Source organism: Bacillus sp. FSL M8-0166 (assembly GCF_038008825.1).
GTDB classification, from domain to species: domain Bacteria; phylum Bacillota; class Bacilli; order Bacillales; family Bacillaceae; genus Bacillus; species Bacillus safensis.
The window spans coordinates 3,089,000-3,106,385 of the sequence record NZ_JBBOZZ010000001.1 but is presented as its reverse complement, the minus strand read 5'-3'; the positions used below and the strand labels follow the sequence as shown (position 1 = coordinate 3,106,385).

Sequence of the window (17,386 nt, the reverse complement as noted above, 5' to 3'; positions counted from 1 at the left end):
GGAGGATTTCACATGAAAAATAACAAACAATTCAAAAAATATTACATCATTGGTCTGCTTACACTTGGCTCATTGCTGCTTGCTGCCTGCGGAAATACGGAACAATCGAATGAAGTCAAAGCAGAAGCAGCGAATAATGATCCAGATGCGAAAGAAATCATCGTTGGCACAGGGAACGCTTACCAGCCTTTCGTTTACTTAGATGAAAACGGTCAATTAACAGGCTATGAGAAGGCTGTATTAGATGAAGTGGATCAGCTGCTTCCACAATATAAGTTTAAATATGAATCCTTCGAATTTAAAAATATTCTGCCCGCTTTAGATGCTGGTAAAGTAGATCTCGCTGCCCATCAATATGAAATCAATGATGAGCGCCAGAAGAAATATCTATTTGGAAAAGTTGGCTACACAGATTATACAAGCTATGTGGTTGTTGATAAGGCATCCGGTCATGATTTTCAAAGCCTTGACGATTTGGCTGGACACAAAGTGCACACCTCTACAGGAAGTAATTTCGCTTATCTTCTGGAGCAATATAACGAAAAGCATGATCGGAAAATTGACATTGTCTACGGAGATGGCGGGAACGAAATTCTCGTCAAAAACCTTCAAAATGGCACAGTCGATGCGGCCTTGCTCACAAAGTATGACGTCAACAAACTAAACAAACAATTCAATGCCAATCTAGTCACCTCTGGAAAGCCTGTAAACGTATCTAAAACGTATTATCTATATCAAAAAAACAATACAAAACTTCAAAAAGACATTGATCAAGCATTACAAAAACTGATCGATAACGGCAAGCTCGCTGAATTGTCTAAGAAAATATTGGGCGGAGACTTTACTACATCATAAGAAAGGAGCGATCTGAGTGGATTTTGATGTTGCCTTTATGCTGCAGGCCTTTATAGCTGCACTTCATTATTTGCCAACGACGCTGTTATTAGGCTTTCTCCCGCTATTATTTGGCTCTGTCTTTGGATTTGGTATTGCCCTTATCCGTTTTTATCAAGTGCCTGTATTGTCTCCATTGTTCAAATGGTTTGTGGTTATTTTTAAAGCAATTCCTGTTGTCCTGATTCTGCTCGTATCTTATCTCCTTTTTTCCGATTCGCTGGATCGTTTGGCTGCATCTCTTTCTCTTCAGATTCGTTTCAGTGATTTGGACAGACGATGGATTGCCATTTTCGCCCTTACTTTATATGCCGTAAGCGGGTTATCTGAAATATTTCGAAGCTCTCTTGCATCTATTCCAAAGGGGCAAATTGATGCTGCTCTATCCGTTGGTTTCACCAGCAAACAGGTCTTACGAAGGGTCATCATACCGCAAGTCTTTCCCATCGCCCTTCCACTTTTGAACAACATGCTGATCAGTTTAATCAAAGCCTCTTCTCTCGTCTCTATGGTGTCTGTGGTCGATATTTTAAACGGCGCTTTAATCAAAGCCAATGTGAACTATCGTTATCTTGAAGCATACATCGCCGTTGCTCTCATTTACTGGGCACTGTGTGCCTCTATCGAAGCCATTACAGCCGGATATGAGAAATATGGATACAAAAACAAAAGGAGACGATTGGCATGATTGACATCAAACAGGTGCATAAAGCGTTCGGTAAAAACCAGATTCTGAGAGGAATTGATTTAACGGTAGAAAGAGGCGAAGTGGTCGTCATTTTAGGTCCGAGCGGTTCTGGAAAATCAACCTTTCTGCGATGCTTGAATTTTCTTGAGCGTGCGGACCAAGGAGAAATCAGCATTGATCACACGACTGTCAAGTTCAATCAAGCAAGGCCTAAAGACATTCTCGCACTTCGCAGAAAAACCGCCATGGTCTTTCAGCAATACGATCTATTTCTTCATAAAACAGCACTTGAAAACGTCATGGAAGGTTTAGTCATTGCCCGTAAACAACCAAAAGATCAAGCCTATGACACAGCTCTCCAATTACTCACAAAGGTCGGATTACTAGAGAAAAAGGATGCCTATCCGCATCAATTATCTGGCGGACAGCAGCAGCGAGTTGGCATTGCACGGGCACTGGCTTTGAATCCAGAAGTCATTTTGTTCGACGAACCGACCTCTGCATTAGATCCAGAACTTGTAGGAGAAACGCTTGATGTCATTAAACAGGTAGCACAAACCGGGGTCACCATGATCATCGTCACCCACGAGATGAACTTTGCCTATGATATTGCCGACAGGGTGATTTTCATGGAGGATGGGGTCATCGTCGAATCAGGTACGCCGGAAGAAGTCTTTGAACAGACGAAAGAAGAACGTACAAAACAATTTTTAGCGAGATTCTCTTATCACCATTCATAAAAAACAAGTCGATCCATGCGGTCGACTTGTTTCTGTGCAAAATAAAAACCAGTCTGTTCTAGCCATTAGCCATCACACACTGGTTCTTCTCGTTAGTTCAATTCCTTCAACTGATCAATATAAGCAAGGGCAGCCTCAAATTCTTCATCCGTATAACGCTGCTTGCTTTTAATGGTAAAGACCTTTTCCTTTACTTCATCTTCTGGCAGGTCATCAAAATATAAAATCGTTGAGACAAGCTCTAGGAAACGGGACGATTGCTCGTTCATCTGCTGCGTCAGCACTTTGAGGTCGGGCATGTCCACTTCACACTGATCGAGAAACTCTTTCCCATTGTCCGTCAGCGAATAGCGATATTGATAGTATCCGCCCTTTTTTTCCTTCATTTCGTCCAAGAATCCAAGGTTGCACAGCTCTTCAATTCTGAGCGTCAACTCCTCTGAATAGGGGCCATAAAAATGAAAATCGTATTTCTCGTAAAAAGGCAAATCTAGCTTTTTTGCTATGTAAATCATCTTTTGCAGCTTCTTCCGTCCAACGATTTCCCCTGATTCAGAGAATACCTTCATCAACTTTGCATGCTCTTTCAACAAATTCCCGACATCTCCTTTTTCAGTACTTCCTTATCCCAAACCAAGCAGCTTCATGATCGCCTTCTTTTCTTCAGCTTTTTCCGACATATCTACAATTAAGTCCATCGGGAAATAAAGTTTATGATCGGTTCTTCGTTTACCGGAAATGGCGTCAACAATATCTGACTGTCTCGACAATTCTTTAATATGACCGCTTTGCGTCAAAAGGTGGATGGGCAGCCTCTCTTCTTCCTCCCCTGGTCTGTAGAAGTCATAGGGCAAGTCAGAGGAAGAGTCGACCACTAAATAGTAGTCAGGATCAATTCCTGCCTCCTTGAACAAGGCGGTCAGCTGGAAATATTTCGTCATTTCTTCATTTGGATTAAACTCTGTATATTGGAACAATCGGCGGTTCATAAAACGGCGGCACAAATCAGCCAGCACGTGATCTTCTTCATCTTCCCACGCCTGAAAATAAAATAAGACAATGGATTCATCCAGCTTAATATAGTCCTCTGTGGTGACATTCCCCTCAAAGATTGAATAAAAATGAACTGGGGCATGTGTAAAAATATAACCAGTTTCATGCAGCTCTTTTGCCCGATGAAGGATTTTCGTTAAAATGACTTCCGCACTGCGTGTCACTGGGTGGAAATAGACTTGCCAGTACATTTGATAGCGGCTCATAATATAATCTTCAACCGCATGCATCCCGCTCTGCTTCATCACAATCTGATCTTCTCTCGGGCGCATCACACGTAAAATACGTTCCATATCAAAGTGGCCGTAGCTGACACCTGTATAGTAAGCATCACGCTGCAAATAGTCCATTCGGTCGGCATCAATTTGACTTGAGATCAAACTGACCACCTGTTTGTTTTGATACGTTTTGGCAATGACTTCAGCCACATGCTTCGGGAAATCATCACTCACCCGGCGGAGCACTTCATTGACTTCCGTCTGCCCTAAAATAATATCTCTTGTAAACGATTCATGGTCTAAGTGGAAGACCTTTTCAAAGGAATGAGAAAATGGACCATGTCCGAGGTCATGAAGCAAAGCAGCACTAAGTACAAGCTCTCGCTCTCCTTCATCCCATTCAGGCCGCCCTTTAAACACATCATCCACAATTCGTCTCACAATCTCGTATACACCGAGTGAATGATTGAATCGGCTGTGTTCTGCACCATGAAACGTCAAATAAGTAGTTCCTAGCTGTTTAATTCGTCTCAGGCGCTGAAACTCTCTTGTTCCTATTAAATCCCATATTAATGCATCCCTTACGTGAACATAACGGTGCACAGGATCTTTAAATACCTTTTCCTCAGATAATTTCCCTTTTGGATACGCCATCGTTTCGTCCCTCTTTTTTTAAGACGTGTTTCTATTATATCGGGTAACTTTTCCCGAAAACATCCTTGAATTTGCTGGTGAATGTGTTCTCAAAGATTGCACGGACGTAAAAAGCCCGACCTGACAGGGACGGACCTCTTTTTAGGTCGACTGAACACATTCAGTGACATTTATTTGACTTTTTTTTGAACCTTTTCGAGTAATTCATCTTCTGTTGGTGCGGATAATGGGCGATTGTTCACAAACGCAAAAGCCTTTTTTCGTCCTGGGCCACAATAGGATTGACAGCCGATCTCAATTTTTGCATCAGGGTCAACCGATTTGAGTCGAGGCAATAACGTCTTTAGGTTCGTCGCATCACAATCGTCACATACGCGAAACTCATTAGCCATGGTCTTACGCTTCCTTTCAATGATGATACTTCATTCTATATGAAACAGTTGGACAGCCAATCGTGGATAATATACCACCCAACATTGTACATCGAAGCGGCTGGACTTGCAAGACGCTTTGCCACCCCAATCACCCGCTTACATAAAAGCTAGTATTTTCCACTATCCTTTTAGCAAACTTGTATAAACCTTCTTGAACTTGGCTAATCTAATACCATCAAATCATATGGGGGTTTAAACACATGTCAAAACAAAGACAAGATGCTTGGTCAGAGGAAAATGATCTCCTCCTGGCAGAAACCGTCTTACGTCACGTCAGAGAGGGCAGCACGCAGCTGAATGCGTTTGAAGAAGTAGGAGATAAACTGAACCGCACCTCAGCGGCATGCGGATTTAGATGGAATGCTGTCGTCAGACATCAATATGAAAAAGCGTTGGCACTTGCCAAAAAACAGCGAAAACAACGGATGCGCGCACTTGGCAATGGCCAGCCAGCGAAAAAACGATTACTTTATCAGCCGCAAGTAGAAGAAACGGTTACTCAAGAGGAATTCTCACAGGAACTGGAGCCAGCACAGGAAGAAACATTTGCACCAGCTGCTGAAACAGCAGAACAGCTTCAGTTTGTGGATCAAAGCTACAATGAAGAGTTAGCTAGTTTATCACATTTATTGTCACAGGCTGCTCCTGCCCCAAATACCGCAGAGAAAAAGCCGGAAGCAAATCCATTTAGGCAGCATCAAGAATTAACCATCGACGATATCATTGATTTCTTACGCCGTTATGAAGGCGATGGTCAGCAATCCACTGCCTTACGTATGGAAAACAGCCGCTTAAAACGAGAAAACAATGAGCTTTCTCATAAAGTCTCGCAGCTAGAAGCTGAAGTGAAAAAGCTTGAAAAGGATCAGCTCACGATTCAAGAAGATTATGAAACACTCGTCAAAATCATGAACCGTGCAAGAAAACTAGTTTTGTTTGAAGAGGACGATAGTGCCGCACCAACCTTTAAAATGGACCGGAACGGCAACCTCGAAAAAATGGCAGAATAACAAAAAGTGCTCCCCGCCTCGGGAAGCACTTTTTTAAATACCCAGAAATAGCATCACACTAAAAAGAACATTGATCAAAAACACAAACATAAAAATATACCTGACCTGCCTTACCTGAAAATCACCAAACATAAAAATATAAAGACCTGCGATGCCAAGTGTCAGTACAGGCTGAAGAAATGGCACTAAAAGCGAAATGCCGTAGCCGGCTCCCATGAGGACAGGAAGCCATAGTAAATAGAGGTAACCGCCGTTTTTGGATTTCAAGAAACCACTCCCTCTCTTTCTTCTATCTGCTTGATTTCAGGCTGGACAAACTTGAGTCCGGCCATTGTGCGGCCGCGTTTTTGTGATGTCCAGACCGCAATCGCCGGCTGATCTATCAGAGATTCTGTGTCAATGGTGATCAGCACTTTCTCATGTAATTCAATTGAAGCTTCAGACTCGATTTTGCATCCAGATAAACTAATATCATGTATGTTCACCGGCACCTTCTCTTCTAGCCGGCCCTCATAGGACAGCGTACCTGTCACACCTTGCAATGGTCTTCTCATCCATTTGCGCTGCAGAGCCTTTGGTACCTTCTTCGTTTCTCTTACAAAGCGGAGAAATGTCCGAACAGCATAGGATTTTTTCTCACGATCCGTTATCGATATATGCTCTCGTGTGAATAAGAAGCGGATCAGCGATAGATACTCTGATTTTTCTGTGTCAGTAAAAGCAACACCAACCATCAGCTTGTCTCCCTCTGGATGGCTCCAAACCACATCACACGCCACACTTTCTTCCTCTGAAAAGAACAATTGCGTTTGTCCTTGATAGAGAGAAGGAGCTTGATCAAGTGGAATGGATAGACGCGCACCTGAATCACTCATATCTAGTAGAAAACAAGCAATCGGCTCATCTTGATGATCAGAACGGAGCTGCCCCTCTTTTTCAATGACAAACCGCTCTGATTTTCGATAACGCGGACGATCAAACGCCACAATGAGTGCCATGAATAGACCTGCACCGTTATAAAGCACCCAAAAAATATTAATCAACGTGAGGTCAGCATTCATCGTCCCATTTACCTTCACATCGTATCCTATTTTCACAAGGACAAGCAATGAGAGCAGCAAGAAGATCAAATGAGGAATCATCGTTTTCAAATGGAAATGTCTCTTGTCCGTTTGAATTCCCTTCGGTGTGACAAGAAATTCAACCCTCTTCTTCAAAAACAGCTCACTTAAAGCCACACCAGCCAGATGGAATGCCATAGAGCTTTCGTAAATATGACTCCAAAACATACTTCTTTTTTGATTCGACACCAGTTTAAACGCTAAATACGAACTAAAAAACGCCGGCAGCCAAAACATGAAAATGGACTGGAAATCTGCCCAGAAACTTTGAATACCAAACAATAAAAACAAAATCGGTGTAAGAATGTAAATCATTTTAAACAAACCGTTAAACCAATACACAATGCCATCTAAATAAAGAACTCGCTGCATAAGCGTTAAGCCGCGAACTTTCAATGGATTAAACTTACGGGCACACTGAATGTTCCCTCTCGACCACCGGTCTCTCTGCTTTAACAGATCAAGCCAGCTTTCAGGTGCCAGACCGACGGCTAATACTTCTCCGACAGACACAGATTTGAAATTCCCTTGGAGAAGCATTCCGGTCGCCATGTCTTCTGTAATCACTCCAGTAGCAAATCCGCCAATTTCCTCTAAGGCCGTTCTTCTAAATACAGTATTACTCCCGACATACATAACAGCATTGAACCGATCCTTACCAGCTTGGAGGGTTTGCATGAAGAAGTCCTGTTCATTTGGAATTCGATCTTTCGAGAACATATTATATTGGAAAGGATCTTCATTATAAAATGCTTGTGGAACTTGAACAAACGCAGTGGCTCCATCATGAAAGTAAGGCACTGTCTTTTCTAAAAAGGCAGGAAGGGGGACCATATCAGCATCAAGTGTGAGAATCAGCTCTCCATTCGTTTGAGACATCGCATGGTTTAAATTACCCGCCTTAGCAAACTTGTTATCTGTTCTTGTCAGATAATGAACACCAAACTCAGAAGCAAGCTGCTCTACAGACTCCCTTTTGCCATCATCACATAAATAAATGTGGACGCTGCCTTTTGGATAAGAGAGATTCAAACAACCTGCAACCGTGCGTTTCAGTACTTCAATTGGTTCATTATATGTAGCTATGAAAATATCAACTGTTGGCAGCCTGTCAAGATCACTGATCGTGACTTGTTTCCGATTTGAAGGCTTCCAAACAAGTGTATAAAACACAAGCAGCTGTAAAAATCCAATGCATTCACAGGCAACAAGCAAGATGCCCATTATCATATTAAATGTACCTTCATGCGGCAGTGTAAAGAAGAGACGCCAGCAAATATATGCGGCATTTGTTAACACACAGAGCACAATGATGATTTTTTTAACAGTAGAGGCCATCGGCTGAATACGATACATCACATACAACACAGACAAAACACAAAGCATAAACAGCGGGTAATACGTGGTGAATAATGACAACAAATTTACCTTCTTTCTTACGCCATAAATGACTATTACATATAAAATTTCATAACAAAGGAGGGGATTCTTTCATAACATTGCCCCTCCAAATCTATTTAAGCAGCCAAATCAACTATTATTTCCATAACGTATCTAACTGATTTGAATAAAAATCAATCGCCTTTCGATAACTTAAAATAGCAGGATCTTTTGTCGTTTCAGTTAAACAGTTCAGTAATATTTCCATCGCTTTGCTATGTTCTTTCAAATTATACAAAGTCATGGCATAGAACGTTTGAATGGCTTTGTTGTCCGGATAAGTTTCCATCCCTTTTAGGAATATCTGTTTTGACTTTTCATATTCTCCTAAAGTTCTGTATGTACTTCCTAACCCTAGTAAAGCGTCTTCTAGTTCTTCTGAAGACAATCCTAACTCAATGGCCCTTTCATAAAAAAAGACAGCTTGCCTTTCCTCACCTAACAGGTCATAACTCCAGGCACATTGATAATGAATAGAGGCATTGCCTGGATACTCCTCTACAAGATGAGACAGCATTTCATTTGATTCTTGAAGATGTCCACTTTTTCGAAGTTCAATGGCTTTCTCAAGCTTTGTTTTCATCATTTCACCTCTACTCTTTTCAAGATGAAAGGGCTGATGTTTACGAAAACACCTTTTCATTCCGCTCAATCATCCGCGTCATGTTTTTCTCAAATTCCAGCTGTTCTTCTGCATTCAGGCCCGAAGCTGTCAGCTGATCACTGAGCTTTTGAAGCTCCTCTAGTAATAGGCGCATGAGAAATGTACAATCAATAGGTTCACCGATTAATTCTGATAAAGATGCCATCGTATCCGGCTGTATAACAGGAAATACTGCCTTCACTTCTTGCCGTTTATCCTTTAAGGCGGCGTCATAAAAACGGCGGATCAAGTCGGCACGTTCACGCCCGCTTCCATCTGCACACAAATAAATTTGCACAGCGACCCCACCGCGTAATCTACGCTGAGAAATGCCTGCAAATTTCTTTCCATTAATACTTAAATCGTAGCTGCCTGGACAATAGGAGCCGACAATTTCATAGGCTTCGATATCCACCTCATACATCGACAGCATTCGGCGGATCAGTTCCACCATCGCATCATACCCGCGGTCAATATCAATGCCCTTGTTTTGTTCCGCAAAGATTAAAGACACATTCAGTACACCTTCATCCAGCACCACAGCAAGACCGCCTGAGTTGCGCACAATCACACGATAGCCCTCTTCCTCAAGCAGCTTTACGCCATCTTGGAGAAATGGAAGTCTTGTATCCTGAATCCCAAGCACAATCGTATTGTGATGCACCCAAGAACGGGCTGTCGCTGGTGAGAGGCCCTTTCCCACCGACGCGCAAAGTGTATCATCCATCGCAAAGGATTGCTTCGGGTCCACATAAAGACCAAGACTCGACTGATCGATGATCCGCCATTTCGGCTGTGTCAGTAACTCAATAGGTTCATTTTTCATCTCCTGCATATCCTCTCGTTCATAAACTGTGTTTATTATAACATGTGATGAATGGAGGGAGAATGCAAAAAGCTCCATAACATTTGGCGTCACAGAGCGTTTCAGTTGGATGATTTGATTTTCTTGTTCTTGCTTTTCATGTTGAAATATACAGAGATCACTAAAACAGTATCATAACCACAAAACCAGCAGTAATCCATCTATTCCAAGGCAGTGTGAACATCTCCTTTATTGGATTACGCTTCTATGATACAGCCCTCACTCACCCATTTCAGAAAATTTTCGGCCATCAGCTCTGCATGCTGAGGGTCCATTACACCAGCATCCACGATCCATACCTTTTTCTCCTCTTCAGCCAGCCGCATGAGAAATACTTGCCCGCCGCCATCGTCGCCAATCGCCACATAGCCGCTTGCATATTGCTGAACCTCCCATGTTTTATTGCGTTCCACCATGTCCTCCGTCCCGTATAGCAGCACCTCACCGCCAAAGGAACATCCATTTGTCTGTTTCAGCAATTCCTTATAAGCACGGGGCAGGACAATGTATAGCTGGGATTCTGCCTCTTTGATATGTAAGTCACTTGCTGGTTTGTTTACGTGCAGATTTGGGATTTGAGGTAAATTGATCATTTTAAAAGCCTCCTCTAAGTTAATTTCATGACCCTTTTATACAAACGAAGGAGCATTCTTAAAAGAAAATAGAAAATGACCACATCGAGTATAAAACCCCACAATAGAAATTCAAAAGTATGATGTCCGTGCAGAACTAGCCAATCAATAGGGAAACCGCGATAATCAGCGTCTGAGCGAGAAACTCCTTTCAGCAAAGCTGTTCCTATAACAATCAGAATACTGATACTTAATAGCCAATTGGGTGTTTTTTTGATTTTGTGTTGTTTATGTTCCATATGCATTCCTTTCTTTGTTTTGCTGCCCGATACAAAACTTGATTCCATTACTACAGACAGCCGTCCTATCTATGACAGCATTTCTTTAAGCAAACTCTCTGCTTTATGTAATTCATCTAGAAAGGGGTTTAGATAGTCATTATAACTATCCAAATAAGCCCTCACCCCGCCAATGATCAAAATTTTTTGGAGATCTTCATTGTTCTGAATGATCCTTTGTGCATCCTTATATCTTTTGTATATTAATTGGAGAACACCTTGATTGATTTCTTGTGAATATTCTTTTTCTAGGATGTTGATGACTGTTTGGATTTGTTTCGTTAGTTGTTGTTTTTTGTTCATTGAACGCTCCTAAAGAATCTGCATTTTTTATTCTCTTATCAATTCAACAAGCCATCCCTGAGTGTATCTGATCATTATCGTTCTTCAGCAGGTATACAGATTCAACTATCATTATATTTCAAATAGCCCTTAAAAGTTTATAGACTTTTAAGGGTTTAAAAACACCATCTCATACTAATAAATATCAAGTCGTTGACAATTAAAACTTATAAAATCGCCTTCATTTATATCTCCTGGTAAGTTGTTATCCAATTCTAATAAAAATCCGCCTACTCTCACTTTTTCATCATGCTTATCAATTAATTGTCCTAAAAAACTATAGCTAAAATTATCATCTAATTTTTCAATTCTATACTCTGACAATTCAGCTTTCACTAAGTCTGATACATCTAAACAATAAATAGGCTCTAATAGTTCACTTTCTTCAAGGTAATTTAATGGTTGGGCAAAACACATTATTTCCAGTTCACCATCTGTTACAATCACTTCAGCTTCCGAAGCTTCTTGTGAAATCCAGTTTATTTTTTTTATTTTCAATACACTCACCCTTTTTTACTTCTTTGTTTTTATCCCTAAACTTGGTGCTTTTTTAGAAAGTTCTTTAACTGATTTTATATGAAATGTGGTAATATTCCCTGTTTTTCTATCAAGCCCAACAAATCCATATTTTGCACTTCCCTTTCCACCAACAAGCCTCACATAACCATTCAGTTCTGGTACATATTTCCCCTTCTGAATAACGTGATTTGCATCTTTAAGATAATTTTTGATATTGTATTGATTTTTACCCATTGCATCCATTATCTCTTTACTATGCTTTTCATAATGAATAATAGCTTGATCACCTTTGAATTTAATCAGGTCACCCGCACCTTTAGCAGTCTTCTCAACCCTCGTCACCGCATTCTTCCCTTGATCCAACCTAAAAACATATTTCCCAACCTTCACTATCTTCGTCATTGGAATGATAGAGGCTGCGGATAGGGCTTGGTCTGTGCTGCTGATGTTTTGGCTGGTTTCTGGCTCTTTGCCAGTAACGGCTCGGTAGCCGTCGTAGATGCCGCTGTATTCTAGGATGATGTTTTCGGTGGTTGAGACGACTTCACCGTCTAATATGCGTTTAGCGTTGCCATGGCTGCGGCTTTCTGGAATTTTGTCGACTTCTTCTATTCTTTTTTCGCCATTTGCGATATACGTTCGGATGATTTGTTTATTGGCGTAAACGGTGTATCGTCCGCCAATAAAATCAATATCCGACGGGTCCGTGACGACTTCATCTGCGATATCGAATTCTTTTAACTTTTTAATGCCTTTTACGTTGTATAGTCTACCATTTATGACCCTGATGTCTCTATGAATCTTGTTTTTCCCGTTCACGGCTTCCCTTTGCAATGTGGTAAGCGATGGATCGTTTGCTGTGACTTGTTTACTGATGTTTTTATAGGTGTCATTACGAACAACCGTCTCCACATTCGCCTGTTCTTTCTCTTTCAGTTTCTTCATCATGATCATCATTGGATTGTCTTTTGGGTTGTCTATTTTATCCTTCAATCCACTGATGGTGCTGCTTACTTTTTCTTCTTTTTCATCTTTGAAAATAGACCCCTTTTGATAGCTCGTGATGTCGATTTTTGGGCCGGTGAACATGGTACTTAAGGTATTTATGTATTGCTTCATTGTTTGAAGAGAACTTTTGGTTTCATGTAAAGCACTTGTCTGCTCCCTGTCAAATGCATGAAGCAGACCAATGGTTCTTGATGTCTCGAGCCATGCCTTTTGATAGTTCTGCTGAAACACTGATTCGTCTACACTTGGCAGATGAACAATATGACCAACTCTGCCGATGGCGTGGTTTACCTCTGATACGATTTCAGAAATCGTACGTTCAGCTTTTTTTAAGCCCTGATCAAGTTCGTGTTCAATAAATGCTTGTGATATATAGCCGTGCCCGTTTGATTCTAGTGCATGAAGAGCCTGCTTTGTGTTTTTCAATGCAGCGCTATATTCCTCAATGACGACCTGAAAGAATTGCAGGAAGGGAATATGGCATTCTGTATAAAAGGCGCGGATGGCTTGTCCCGCCTCTCCCTTTAGTTCGCCATCGAGTGAGATAATGTGATTGATTTGTTTTTCTATGGAGCTGATTTGCTGTGACTGCTGCTTTAACGCATTCAGCGTTTGATCTATTCCGTTTATTAGCGCAAAGGCGTCAAGGGTTTTCATTGCGTTCTCCTTTATTTTCTTTTACTGCTGGAAGCAAGCGCCTTGTCCGTTTCAATCATGGTGTTCACCACTTGTTCTGTTTGTGCAAGCTGTTTCTGAAGAATGCCTATATAGGATGTACTAATTTCGTTCAGCTGCTGATTGATCTTTTCTAATGTGTCTGCCGTCAGGAGCTGATTTCTTCCTTTGATGGTTGTTGGAAGGGCTGCATTCATTTGAGTGCCTGATTGTTTTGCATGCTGTAATACTTGTTTGACCTGACTGGCATCTATTTTAATTTCTCTCGTCATGTGACTACCCTCTTTTTTCTTCCAGTTGTTGCTGCTTTTCTTTCTCTATTTTTCTTTCAACCGAATGAATTTCATGTTCTAACGAATGAATCTCCGATGTGAAATCACTGATTTTCTCATCGATTCGATTTAATAGATTGGTTAGCTGTACACCTTTTATTTCCTGACTAGCGGAAGCCATTTCATCTCGAATGTCATCAAACGTGTCTGCCAAATGGCCAAACCATGTATGTGATGACAGATCTGGATGAGTGATTTTCTTGCTGGCATCTGCCAGGGCCCATTTTGCCTCTATGATTTCTTTTCGGCACATGCTGAGTTCAATGATTTGTTCTTTTTTTATAGATATATCTGCCTTTAACGAATACAAGGCTGCTTTATAACCAATGATTGCTCCAGATATGGTCAAACACCTCTATTCCTTAAATAGTCCTCCGTTATGTTACCATTTACTAGCACGAGAGGCATATGATTGAAAGTGAATTTACCAAAAAATGAATCGTATGTATTGGGTTTTAATACCTATTTCTCGCGCACAAAAAAGCTGGATCCATTTACTGAATCCAGCTTTTTATTGCTTATTTGAGCGAATCCCCTGCTGATGCTGATGGATGATCGCTAATTGAGGTGTCTTTCTTTTCAGGAATATAATGGAGAGAGAAACCAACAAGACTAAAAAAGGCACTTAACACTAGTGTTGGGTTTTTGAATAGATTCGTACTCGCAATAATCATATCTCCCTTTTGCAAAAGAATCCCTAGTATTTGACCGAATACCAACAGGGCTCCTGACGTTAAGAACAGGACAAGCAGCACTTTAAATAAAAATTCCATCAATGCTCTCATGTGTTTCTCCTTTCTATACTGGAAGTATTCCCATTCCAATGAGCCAGCCAATTCCCACGATCGGCAGCATATAGTAGAGAATCAGCGGTATAAACGTTTTCTCCGGTCTGGCTCCTGCAAGACCAGAAGCAATGAAAATCGATCCTGATGCCGGCGGGGAAGCGCCTTCTGTTGATGAAAAAGCAAGAATGGCGACAACAGCCACAACTGGGTCCACTCCGACTGAGACTAAAGCTGAAAATGAGACAAGCCCAACAGCTGTTAACGTGGCCGTTGAAGATAATGGTCCAGCCACCAGTGTGACAAGAATTCCCACAATGAGCACCATGAGCCACTTCGGAATGGTAAGTACTGATGTGATTTGCGTCAAATCTTCTGCCAATCCTAATTCAGCAAGCACCTGACTAGCAGCAACAGCAAACAGCATCAAGGCACCGATCGTTGTAAACTTAGGAATGGCCGACTTGAAAAACTGAGACCAATCAAGTGCAGACGCTTTTTTTCTCCCGATCGTTAAACTAATCAACATCATGAGAATTGGAATCCACGTAATTAAAGAAATTTGATCCATTGCCTCTGGTCCGATGTTTGGATTACTTTTTAAGTAGTTTGCCAGCGGACCAATTGTGATAATGATAGGAATCAAGGCACCGAAAAAAATAAAGATCGACTTCCACCCTTGTTTCACAGCTTCCCTAAAAGGAAGAATATCATCTGGCGGCATGGCCTGAATTTTATTCTTTTTCACCAGAATATAAACAAGAATAAATCGGTATACGACTTGATACAGTCCTCCTATTAAAAGCGCAATATATAAATCTCCTTCGGATACAAGGGCTGCAATTGGTGCAAACCCCAGCATGATAAACATTGAAGAGTTCGGAGGCAGTGCCGCCCCAAGTCCGCCATTCCCTGCTAAAATCGTGGCCGTATGGGTTCGGCTCCAGCCTGATTTAATCATCCAAGAGGCCGTGATAGAGCCAGTCGCAGCTGTGTTTGCAGAATTTGAACCTGAAAGAGCACCTAAGACTGCTGAACCTAACGTACTCATATAAGCCGCTCCACCAGGAAGTTTTCCTACAACCGAATTTAAGATTCGCAAGAGTGCATGAATTAATTCCAGCTTTTCGATTAAATAGGCCATGAATACAAATGCGACAGCTGCATAGAGCACCTCATATGTAGATGCAAATTTTAATCCATCCCAGAAAAGTCTTAATGCATCCAATCCGCCAAATAATGTGGTTGCAATAAAGCCTAATAGCATGGCTTCTCCCATATTCCGTTTCACGACGACATTCCATATAATGATGACAGCTATGAATACAATCAACGCAATAAAACCCATATCGTTTTTTCGCCTCCCCTTTGTTAAATAAAACGCTTACAATTGATCACCCTTGCTGCATCACGTCAATGACTTCTTCCCAGCTGGCTGGTTTTGCCCCGTCAAATCGTTCAGCAAAGTGAAAGTCTGCTAATCTCTCAAGCTTTTGTTGTGCTGCCCGAGACATACTGGCATCAACCTCTGCTTCATCTAGCATTTCAATAGAGCCAAGCAGCTCTACTGCCCGTCTTTTTGCATGCAATGCACTTCCTGTCACAAGACGGTTCATTGTTTCTTCAAAGCTCTTGCTGTCCATTGTTTCGCTCAGAGAAGAAATCACTTGATGTTCCACATTATATTTTTTGGAAATTTCCAAAAATTCAATTAAGAGTCCAACAATCCCCTTCATATAAATGCTTCTTATCAGCTTTAGTGCCGAAGCATCTCCTGGCTGGTCACTGATTTTTGTGATATTCATGCCATATGCTTTTGTGACGTCTATGAATCGGTCTGTTCCACTGCCGCTTGCCGTGATTGGAACCTTGTGTTTGTTGACTGGAAGAGATCCTAGCATGGCGGCATCTACAAATAAAGCTTTTTGCTTTTCAATTTCGTTTGCCACTTGTTTTTTGATGTCTGGTGTTGATGCCGACACATCCACATATACTTGATTCTCTTTCAAACTTCCCGAAACGGATTGGGCCACTCCTAAAGTTTTATTTGCTGGCACAGCGGCAATGACAATATCAGATTTCTCAATGACTTCGCTGATACTGCTGGTTAATTGAACTCCTGTCTGCGATGCTTTTTCTTTCAATGCGCCAGCTAATTTCTCATTTTGTAATAGTACATCATACGCGTAAAATTGATCTAATCCTTCTGTTTTCAATCCCGTTGAGAGCTCATATGCTGCTTCTCCATAACCGATAAACCCTATTTTCATCACCGATTCTCCCCTATTCCTGAAATTTTTTCATTTTGCCTGCCAGCCATGCAGGTGCTAAGAGACTGATGTCTTGCTTTCCTTCGTCCATATACTGTTGAATCGTTTTTAATCTCTGATTTTCATACGCTTGTTTCTCTTCCGCTAGTGTCAACAGGTGTTCCGCCTTCTCCTGTGGAACGATGACGACTCCATCATCGTCAGCAATGACTAAATCACCTGGTGCTACTTTGACACCGCCGCACGAGATGGTTTGATTCAATTCCCCAGGACCATCTTTAAAAGGTCCGTTCGGCATAAACCCCTTACTGTATATTGGAAAAGCCAGCTCCTCTAAAGCGAGTTTGTCGCGAACAAGCCCGTCAATCACGATTCCTTCTATTCCTGCAGCCTTTGCTACACCTGCCATCAATTCCCCTAAATATGCATGACCCTTATGGTCTTTTCCATCAACAATCAGTACATCTCCTTCTTTCGCAGAGTAGATCGCATGATGAAGAAATAAATTATCCCCCGGCCGTAAGCTAACGGTAAAAGCTGTCCCTACTATATTCATGCCTCTTGCAACAGGTTTAATTTGATGATCCATCGCGCCGGTGCATCCCATCACATCTGACAGCAAGGTCGAGTTCAGTTTTTTTGCCCGATCTATTAGATCATTTGACACGAATTGAACAGTACTCATTGTATCCATCATCCCCTTTTAGTTATATTCATTACATTTAATTTAATTAAAGTAATATATATTACTTTCGTGATACGATCATACCATCTCGATTTTATTT

21 protein-coding genes are annotated in these 17,386 nt (G+C 41.4%); 4 read left to right on the top strand and 17 right to left on the bottom strand.

The window, feature by feature from the left end; translation table 11 throughout:
* The first annotated feature begins 12 nt into the window (after positions 1–12).
* From NSS92_RS16035 to NSS92_RS16025, 3 genes are read left to right on the top strand one after another with little or no spacing between them, the layout of a single operon-like run.
* Positions 13–855, top strand: a complete 843-nt coding sequence (locus tag NSS92_RS16035) for a transporter substrate-binding domain-containing protein (RefSeq protein ID WP_267586859.1) — start codon at positions 13–15, stop codon at positions 853–855.
* Between the two features lie 16 nt (positions 856–871).
* A complete protein-coding gene (locus NSS92_RS16030) occupies positions 872–1,582 on the top strand; it encodes an ABC transporter permease subunit (protein ID WP_340869211.1) in 711 nt (236 codons plus the stop codon).
* Positions 1,579–2,322 carry an amino acid ABC transporter ATP-binding protein gene (locus NSS92_RS16025; RefSeq protein ID WP_267586861.1) on the top strand — a complete coding sequence of 248 codons (744 nt, stop codon included), beginning with the start codon at positions 1,579–1,581 and terminating at the stop codon, positions 2,320–2,322. The genes NSS92_RS16030 and NSS92_RS16025 overlap by 4 nt, the downstream gene beginning before the upstream one ends.
* Before the next feature lie 92 nt (positions 2,323–2,414).
* Here NSS92_RS16025 and NSS92_RS16020 read toward each other — a convergent pair whose 3' ends face one another.
* The 3 genes from NSS92_RS16020 to NSS92_RS16010 form a co-directional block, all read right to left on the bottom strand.
* Complete coding sequence (locus NSS92_RS16020; RefSeq protein ID WP_060698665.1) at positions 2,415–2,915, bottom strand: YwgA family protein; 501 nt, start codon at positions 2,913–2,915, stop codon at positions 2,415–2,417.
* A gap of 30 nt (positions 2,916–2,945) precedes the next feature.
* Complete coding sequence (locus NSS92_RS16015) at positions 2,946–4,247, bottom strand: HD domain-containing protein (RefSeq protein WP_142946255.1); 1,302 nt, start codon at positions 4,245–4,247, stop codon at positions 2,946–2,948.
* Positions 4,248–4,417: 170 nt separating this feature from the next.
* Complete coding sequence (locus NSS92_RS16010; protein ID WP_003215259.1) at positions 4,418–4,639, bottom strand: DUF1450 domain-containing protein; 222 nt, start codon at positions 4,637–4,639, stop codon at positions 4,418–4,420.
* Between the two features lie 242 nt (positions 4,640–4,881).
* On the opposite strand from NSS92_RS16010, the gene NSS92_RS16005 reads away from it, so the two are divergent.
* Complete coding sequence (locus NSS92_RS16005) at positions 4,882–5,691, top strand: RsfA family transcriptional regulator (RefSeq protein WP_267586862.1); 810 nt, start codon at positions 4,882–4,884, stop codon at positions 5,689–5,691.
* Positions 5,692–5,724: 33 nt separating this feature from the next.
* On the opposite strand, the gene NSS92_RS16000 is transcribed toward NSS92_RS16005, so the two are convergent.
* The 14 genes from NSS92_RS16000 to NSS92_RS15935 all read right to left on the bottom strand — a co-directional run bounded on the left by NSS92_RS16000 (position 5,725) and on the right by NSS92_RS15935 (position 17,286).
* Entirely contained in the window at positions 5,725–5,958 is a 234-nt protein-coding gene (locus NSS92_RS16000) for a DUF5970 family protein (RefSeq protein ID WP_048237691.1), read from the bottom strand.
* Positions 5,955–8,231, bottom strand: a complete 2,277-nt coding sequence (locus tag NSS92_RS15995) for a glycosyltransferase (RefSeq protein ID WP_340869203.1) — start codon at positions 8,229–8,231, stop codon at positions 5,955–5,957. Before NSS92_RS15995 ends, NSS92_RS16000 begins: the two co-directional genes overlap by 4 nt.
* 118 nt (positions 8,232–8,349) lie before the next feature.
* Positions 8,350–8,835, bottom strand: a complete 486-nt coding sequence (locus tag NSS92_RS15990; RefSeq protein WP_267586864.1) for a tetratricopeptide repeat protein — start codon at positions 8,833–8,835, stop codon at positions 8,350–8,352.
* A 40-nt stretch (positions 8,836–8,875) separates the two neighbouring features.
* Positions 8,876–9,721, bottom strand: coding sequence for a lipoate--protein ligase family protein (locus tag NSS92_RS15985; RefSeq protein WP_267586865.1), 846 nt, complete (start codon positions 9,719–9,721; stop codon positions 8,876–8,878).
* Between the two features lie 236 nt (positions 9,722–9,957).
* Entirely contained in the window at positions 9,958–10,353 is a 396-nt protein-coding gene (locus NSS92_RS15980; RefSeq protein ID WP_340869200.1) for an SMI1/KNR4 family protein, read from the bottom strand.
* Positions 10,354–10,700: 347 nt separating this feature from the next.
* Positions 10,701–10,973 (bottom strand): hypothetical protein, encoded by a 273-nt coding sequence (locus NSS92_RS15975; protein WP_340869198.1) that lies wholly within the window; start codon positions 10,971–10,973, stop codon positions 10,701–10,703.
* Between the two features lie 174 nt (positions 10,974–11,147).
* Complete coding sequence (locus NSS92_RS15970) at positions 11,148–11,510, bottom strand: hypothetical protein (protein ID WP_142946282.1); 363 nt, start codon at positions 11,508–11,510, stop codon at positions 11,148–11,150.
* Positions 11,511–11,525: 15 nt separating this feature from the next.
* Entirely contained in the window at positions 11,526–13,196 is a 1,671-nt protein-coding gene (locus NSS92_RS15965) for a T7SS effector LXG polymorphic toxin (RefSeq protein ID WP_340869196.1), read from the bottom strand.
* A gap of 11 nt (positions 13,197–13,207) precedes the next feature.
* Positions 13,208–13,486 (bottom strand): YwqI/YxiC family protein, encoded by a 279-nt coding sequence (locus NSS92_RS15960; RefSeq protein WP_340869194.1) that lies wholly within the window; start codon positions 13,484–13,486, stop codon positions 13,208–13,210.
* A 4-nt stretch (positions 13,487–13,490) separates the two neighbouring features.
* On the bottom strand, positions 13,491–13,889 hold the full coding sequence (locus NSS92_RS15955; RefSeq protein ID WP_340870054.1) for a YwqH-like family protein: 399 nt from the start codon (positions 13,887–13,889) through the stop codon (positions 13,491–13,493).
* Positions 13,890–14,064: 175 nt separating this feature from the next.
* Positions 14,065–14,331: a hypothetical protein gene (locus NSS92_RS15950; protein WP_267586871.1), complete on the bottom strand. Its 267-nt coding sequence runs from the start codon at positions 14,329–14,331 to the stop codon at positions 14,065–14,067.
* 13 nt (positions 14,332–14,344) lie between these two features.
* Entirely contained in the window at positions 14,345–15,679 is a 1,335-nt protein-coding gene (locus NSS92_RS15945) for a TRAP transporter large permease subunit (protein ID WP_048237701.1), read from the bottom strand.
* Positions 15,680–15,725: 46 nt separating this feature from the next.
* Positions 15,726–16,601, bottom strand: coding sequence for an NAD(P)-dependent oxidoreductase (locus NSS92_RS15940; protein WP_340869190.1), 876 nt, complete (start codon positions 16,599–16,601; stop codon positions 15,726–15,728).
* A 13-nt stretch (positions 16,602–16,614) separates the two neighbouring features.
* Positions 16,615–17,286, bottom strand: coding sequence for an RraA family protein (locus tag NSS92_RS15935; protein WP_340869188.1), 672 nt, complete (start codon positions 17,284–17,286; stop codon positions 16,615–16,617).
* Positions 17,287–17,386 lie beyond the last annotated feature (100 nt).

What these genes read in the sequence shown, in the direction of transcription:
- NSS92_RS16035 (WP_267586859.1), top strand. Translation starts at nt 13, where the DNA reads ATGAAAAATAACAAACAATTCAAAAAATATTACATCATTGGTCTGCTT.
- NSS92_RS16025 (WP_267586861.1), top strand. Translation starts at nt 1,579, where the DNA reads ATGATTGACATCAAACAGGTGCATAAAGCGTTCGGTAAAAACCAGATT.
- NSS92_RS16015 (WP_142946255.1), bottom strand. Translation starts at nt 4,247, where the DNA reads ATGGCGTATCCAAAAGGGAAATTATCTGAGGAAAAGGTATTTAAAGAT.
- NSS92_RS16010 (WP_003215259.1), bottom strand. Translation starts at nt 4,639, where the DNA reads ATGGCTAATGAGTTTCGCGTATGTGACGATTGTGATGCGACGAACCTA.
- NSS92_RS16005 (WP_267586862.1), top strand. Translation starts at nt 4,882, where the DNA reads ATGTCAAAACAAAGACAAGATGCTTGGTCAGAGGAAAATGATCTCCTC.
- NSS92_RS15990 (WP_267586864.1), bottom strand. Translation starts at nt 8,835, where the DNA reads ATGAAAACAAAGCTTGAGAAAGCCATTGAACTTCGAAAAAGTGGACAT.
- NSS92_RS15985 (WP_267586865.1), bottom strand. Translation starts at nt 9,721, where the DNA reads ATGAAAAATGAACCTATTGAGTTACTGACACAGCCGAAATGGCGGATC.
- NSS92_RS15980 (WP_340869200.1), bottom strand. Translation starts at nt 10,353, where the DNA reads ATGATCAATTTACCTCAAATCCCAAATCTGCACGTAAACAAACCAGCA.
- NSS92_RS15975 (WP_340869198.1), bottom strand. Translation starts at nt 10,973, where the DNA reads ATGAACAAAAAACAACAACTAACGAAACAAATCCAAACAGTCATCAAC.
- NSS92_RS15965 (WP_340869196.1), bottom strand. Translation starts at nt 13,196, where the DNA reads ATGAAAACCCTTGACGCCTTTGCGCTAATAAACGGAATAGATCAAACG.
- NSS92_RS15960 (WP_340869194.1), bottom strand. Translation starts at nt 13,486, where the DNA reads ATGACGAGAGAAATTAAAATAGATGCCAGTCAGGTCAAACAAGTATTA.
- NSS92_RS15950 (WP_267586871.1), bottom strand. Translation starts at nt 14,331, where the DNA reads ATGAGAGCATTGATGGAATTTTTATTTAAAGTGCTGCTTGTCCTGTTC.
- NSS92_RS15945 (WP_048237701.1), bottom strand. Translation starts at nt 15,679, where the DNA reads ATGGGTTTTATTGCGTTGATTGTATTCATAGCTGTCATCATTATATGG.
- NSS92_RS15940 (WP_340869190.1), bottom strand. Translation starts at nt 16,601, where the DNA reads ATGAAAATAGGGTTTATCGGTTATGGAGAAGCAGCATATGAGCTCTCA.
- NSS92_RS15935 (WP_340869188.1), bottom strand. Translation starts at nt 17,286, where the DNA reads ATGAGTACTGTTCAATTCGTGTCAAATGATCTAATAGATCGGGCAAAA.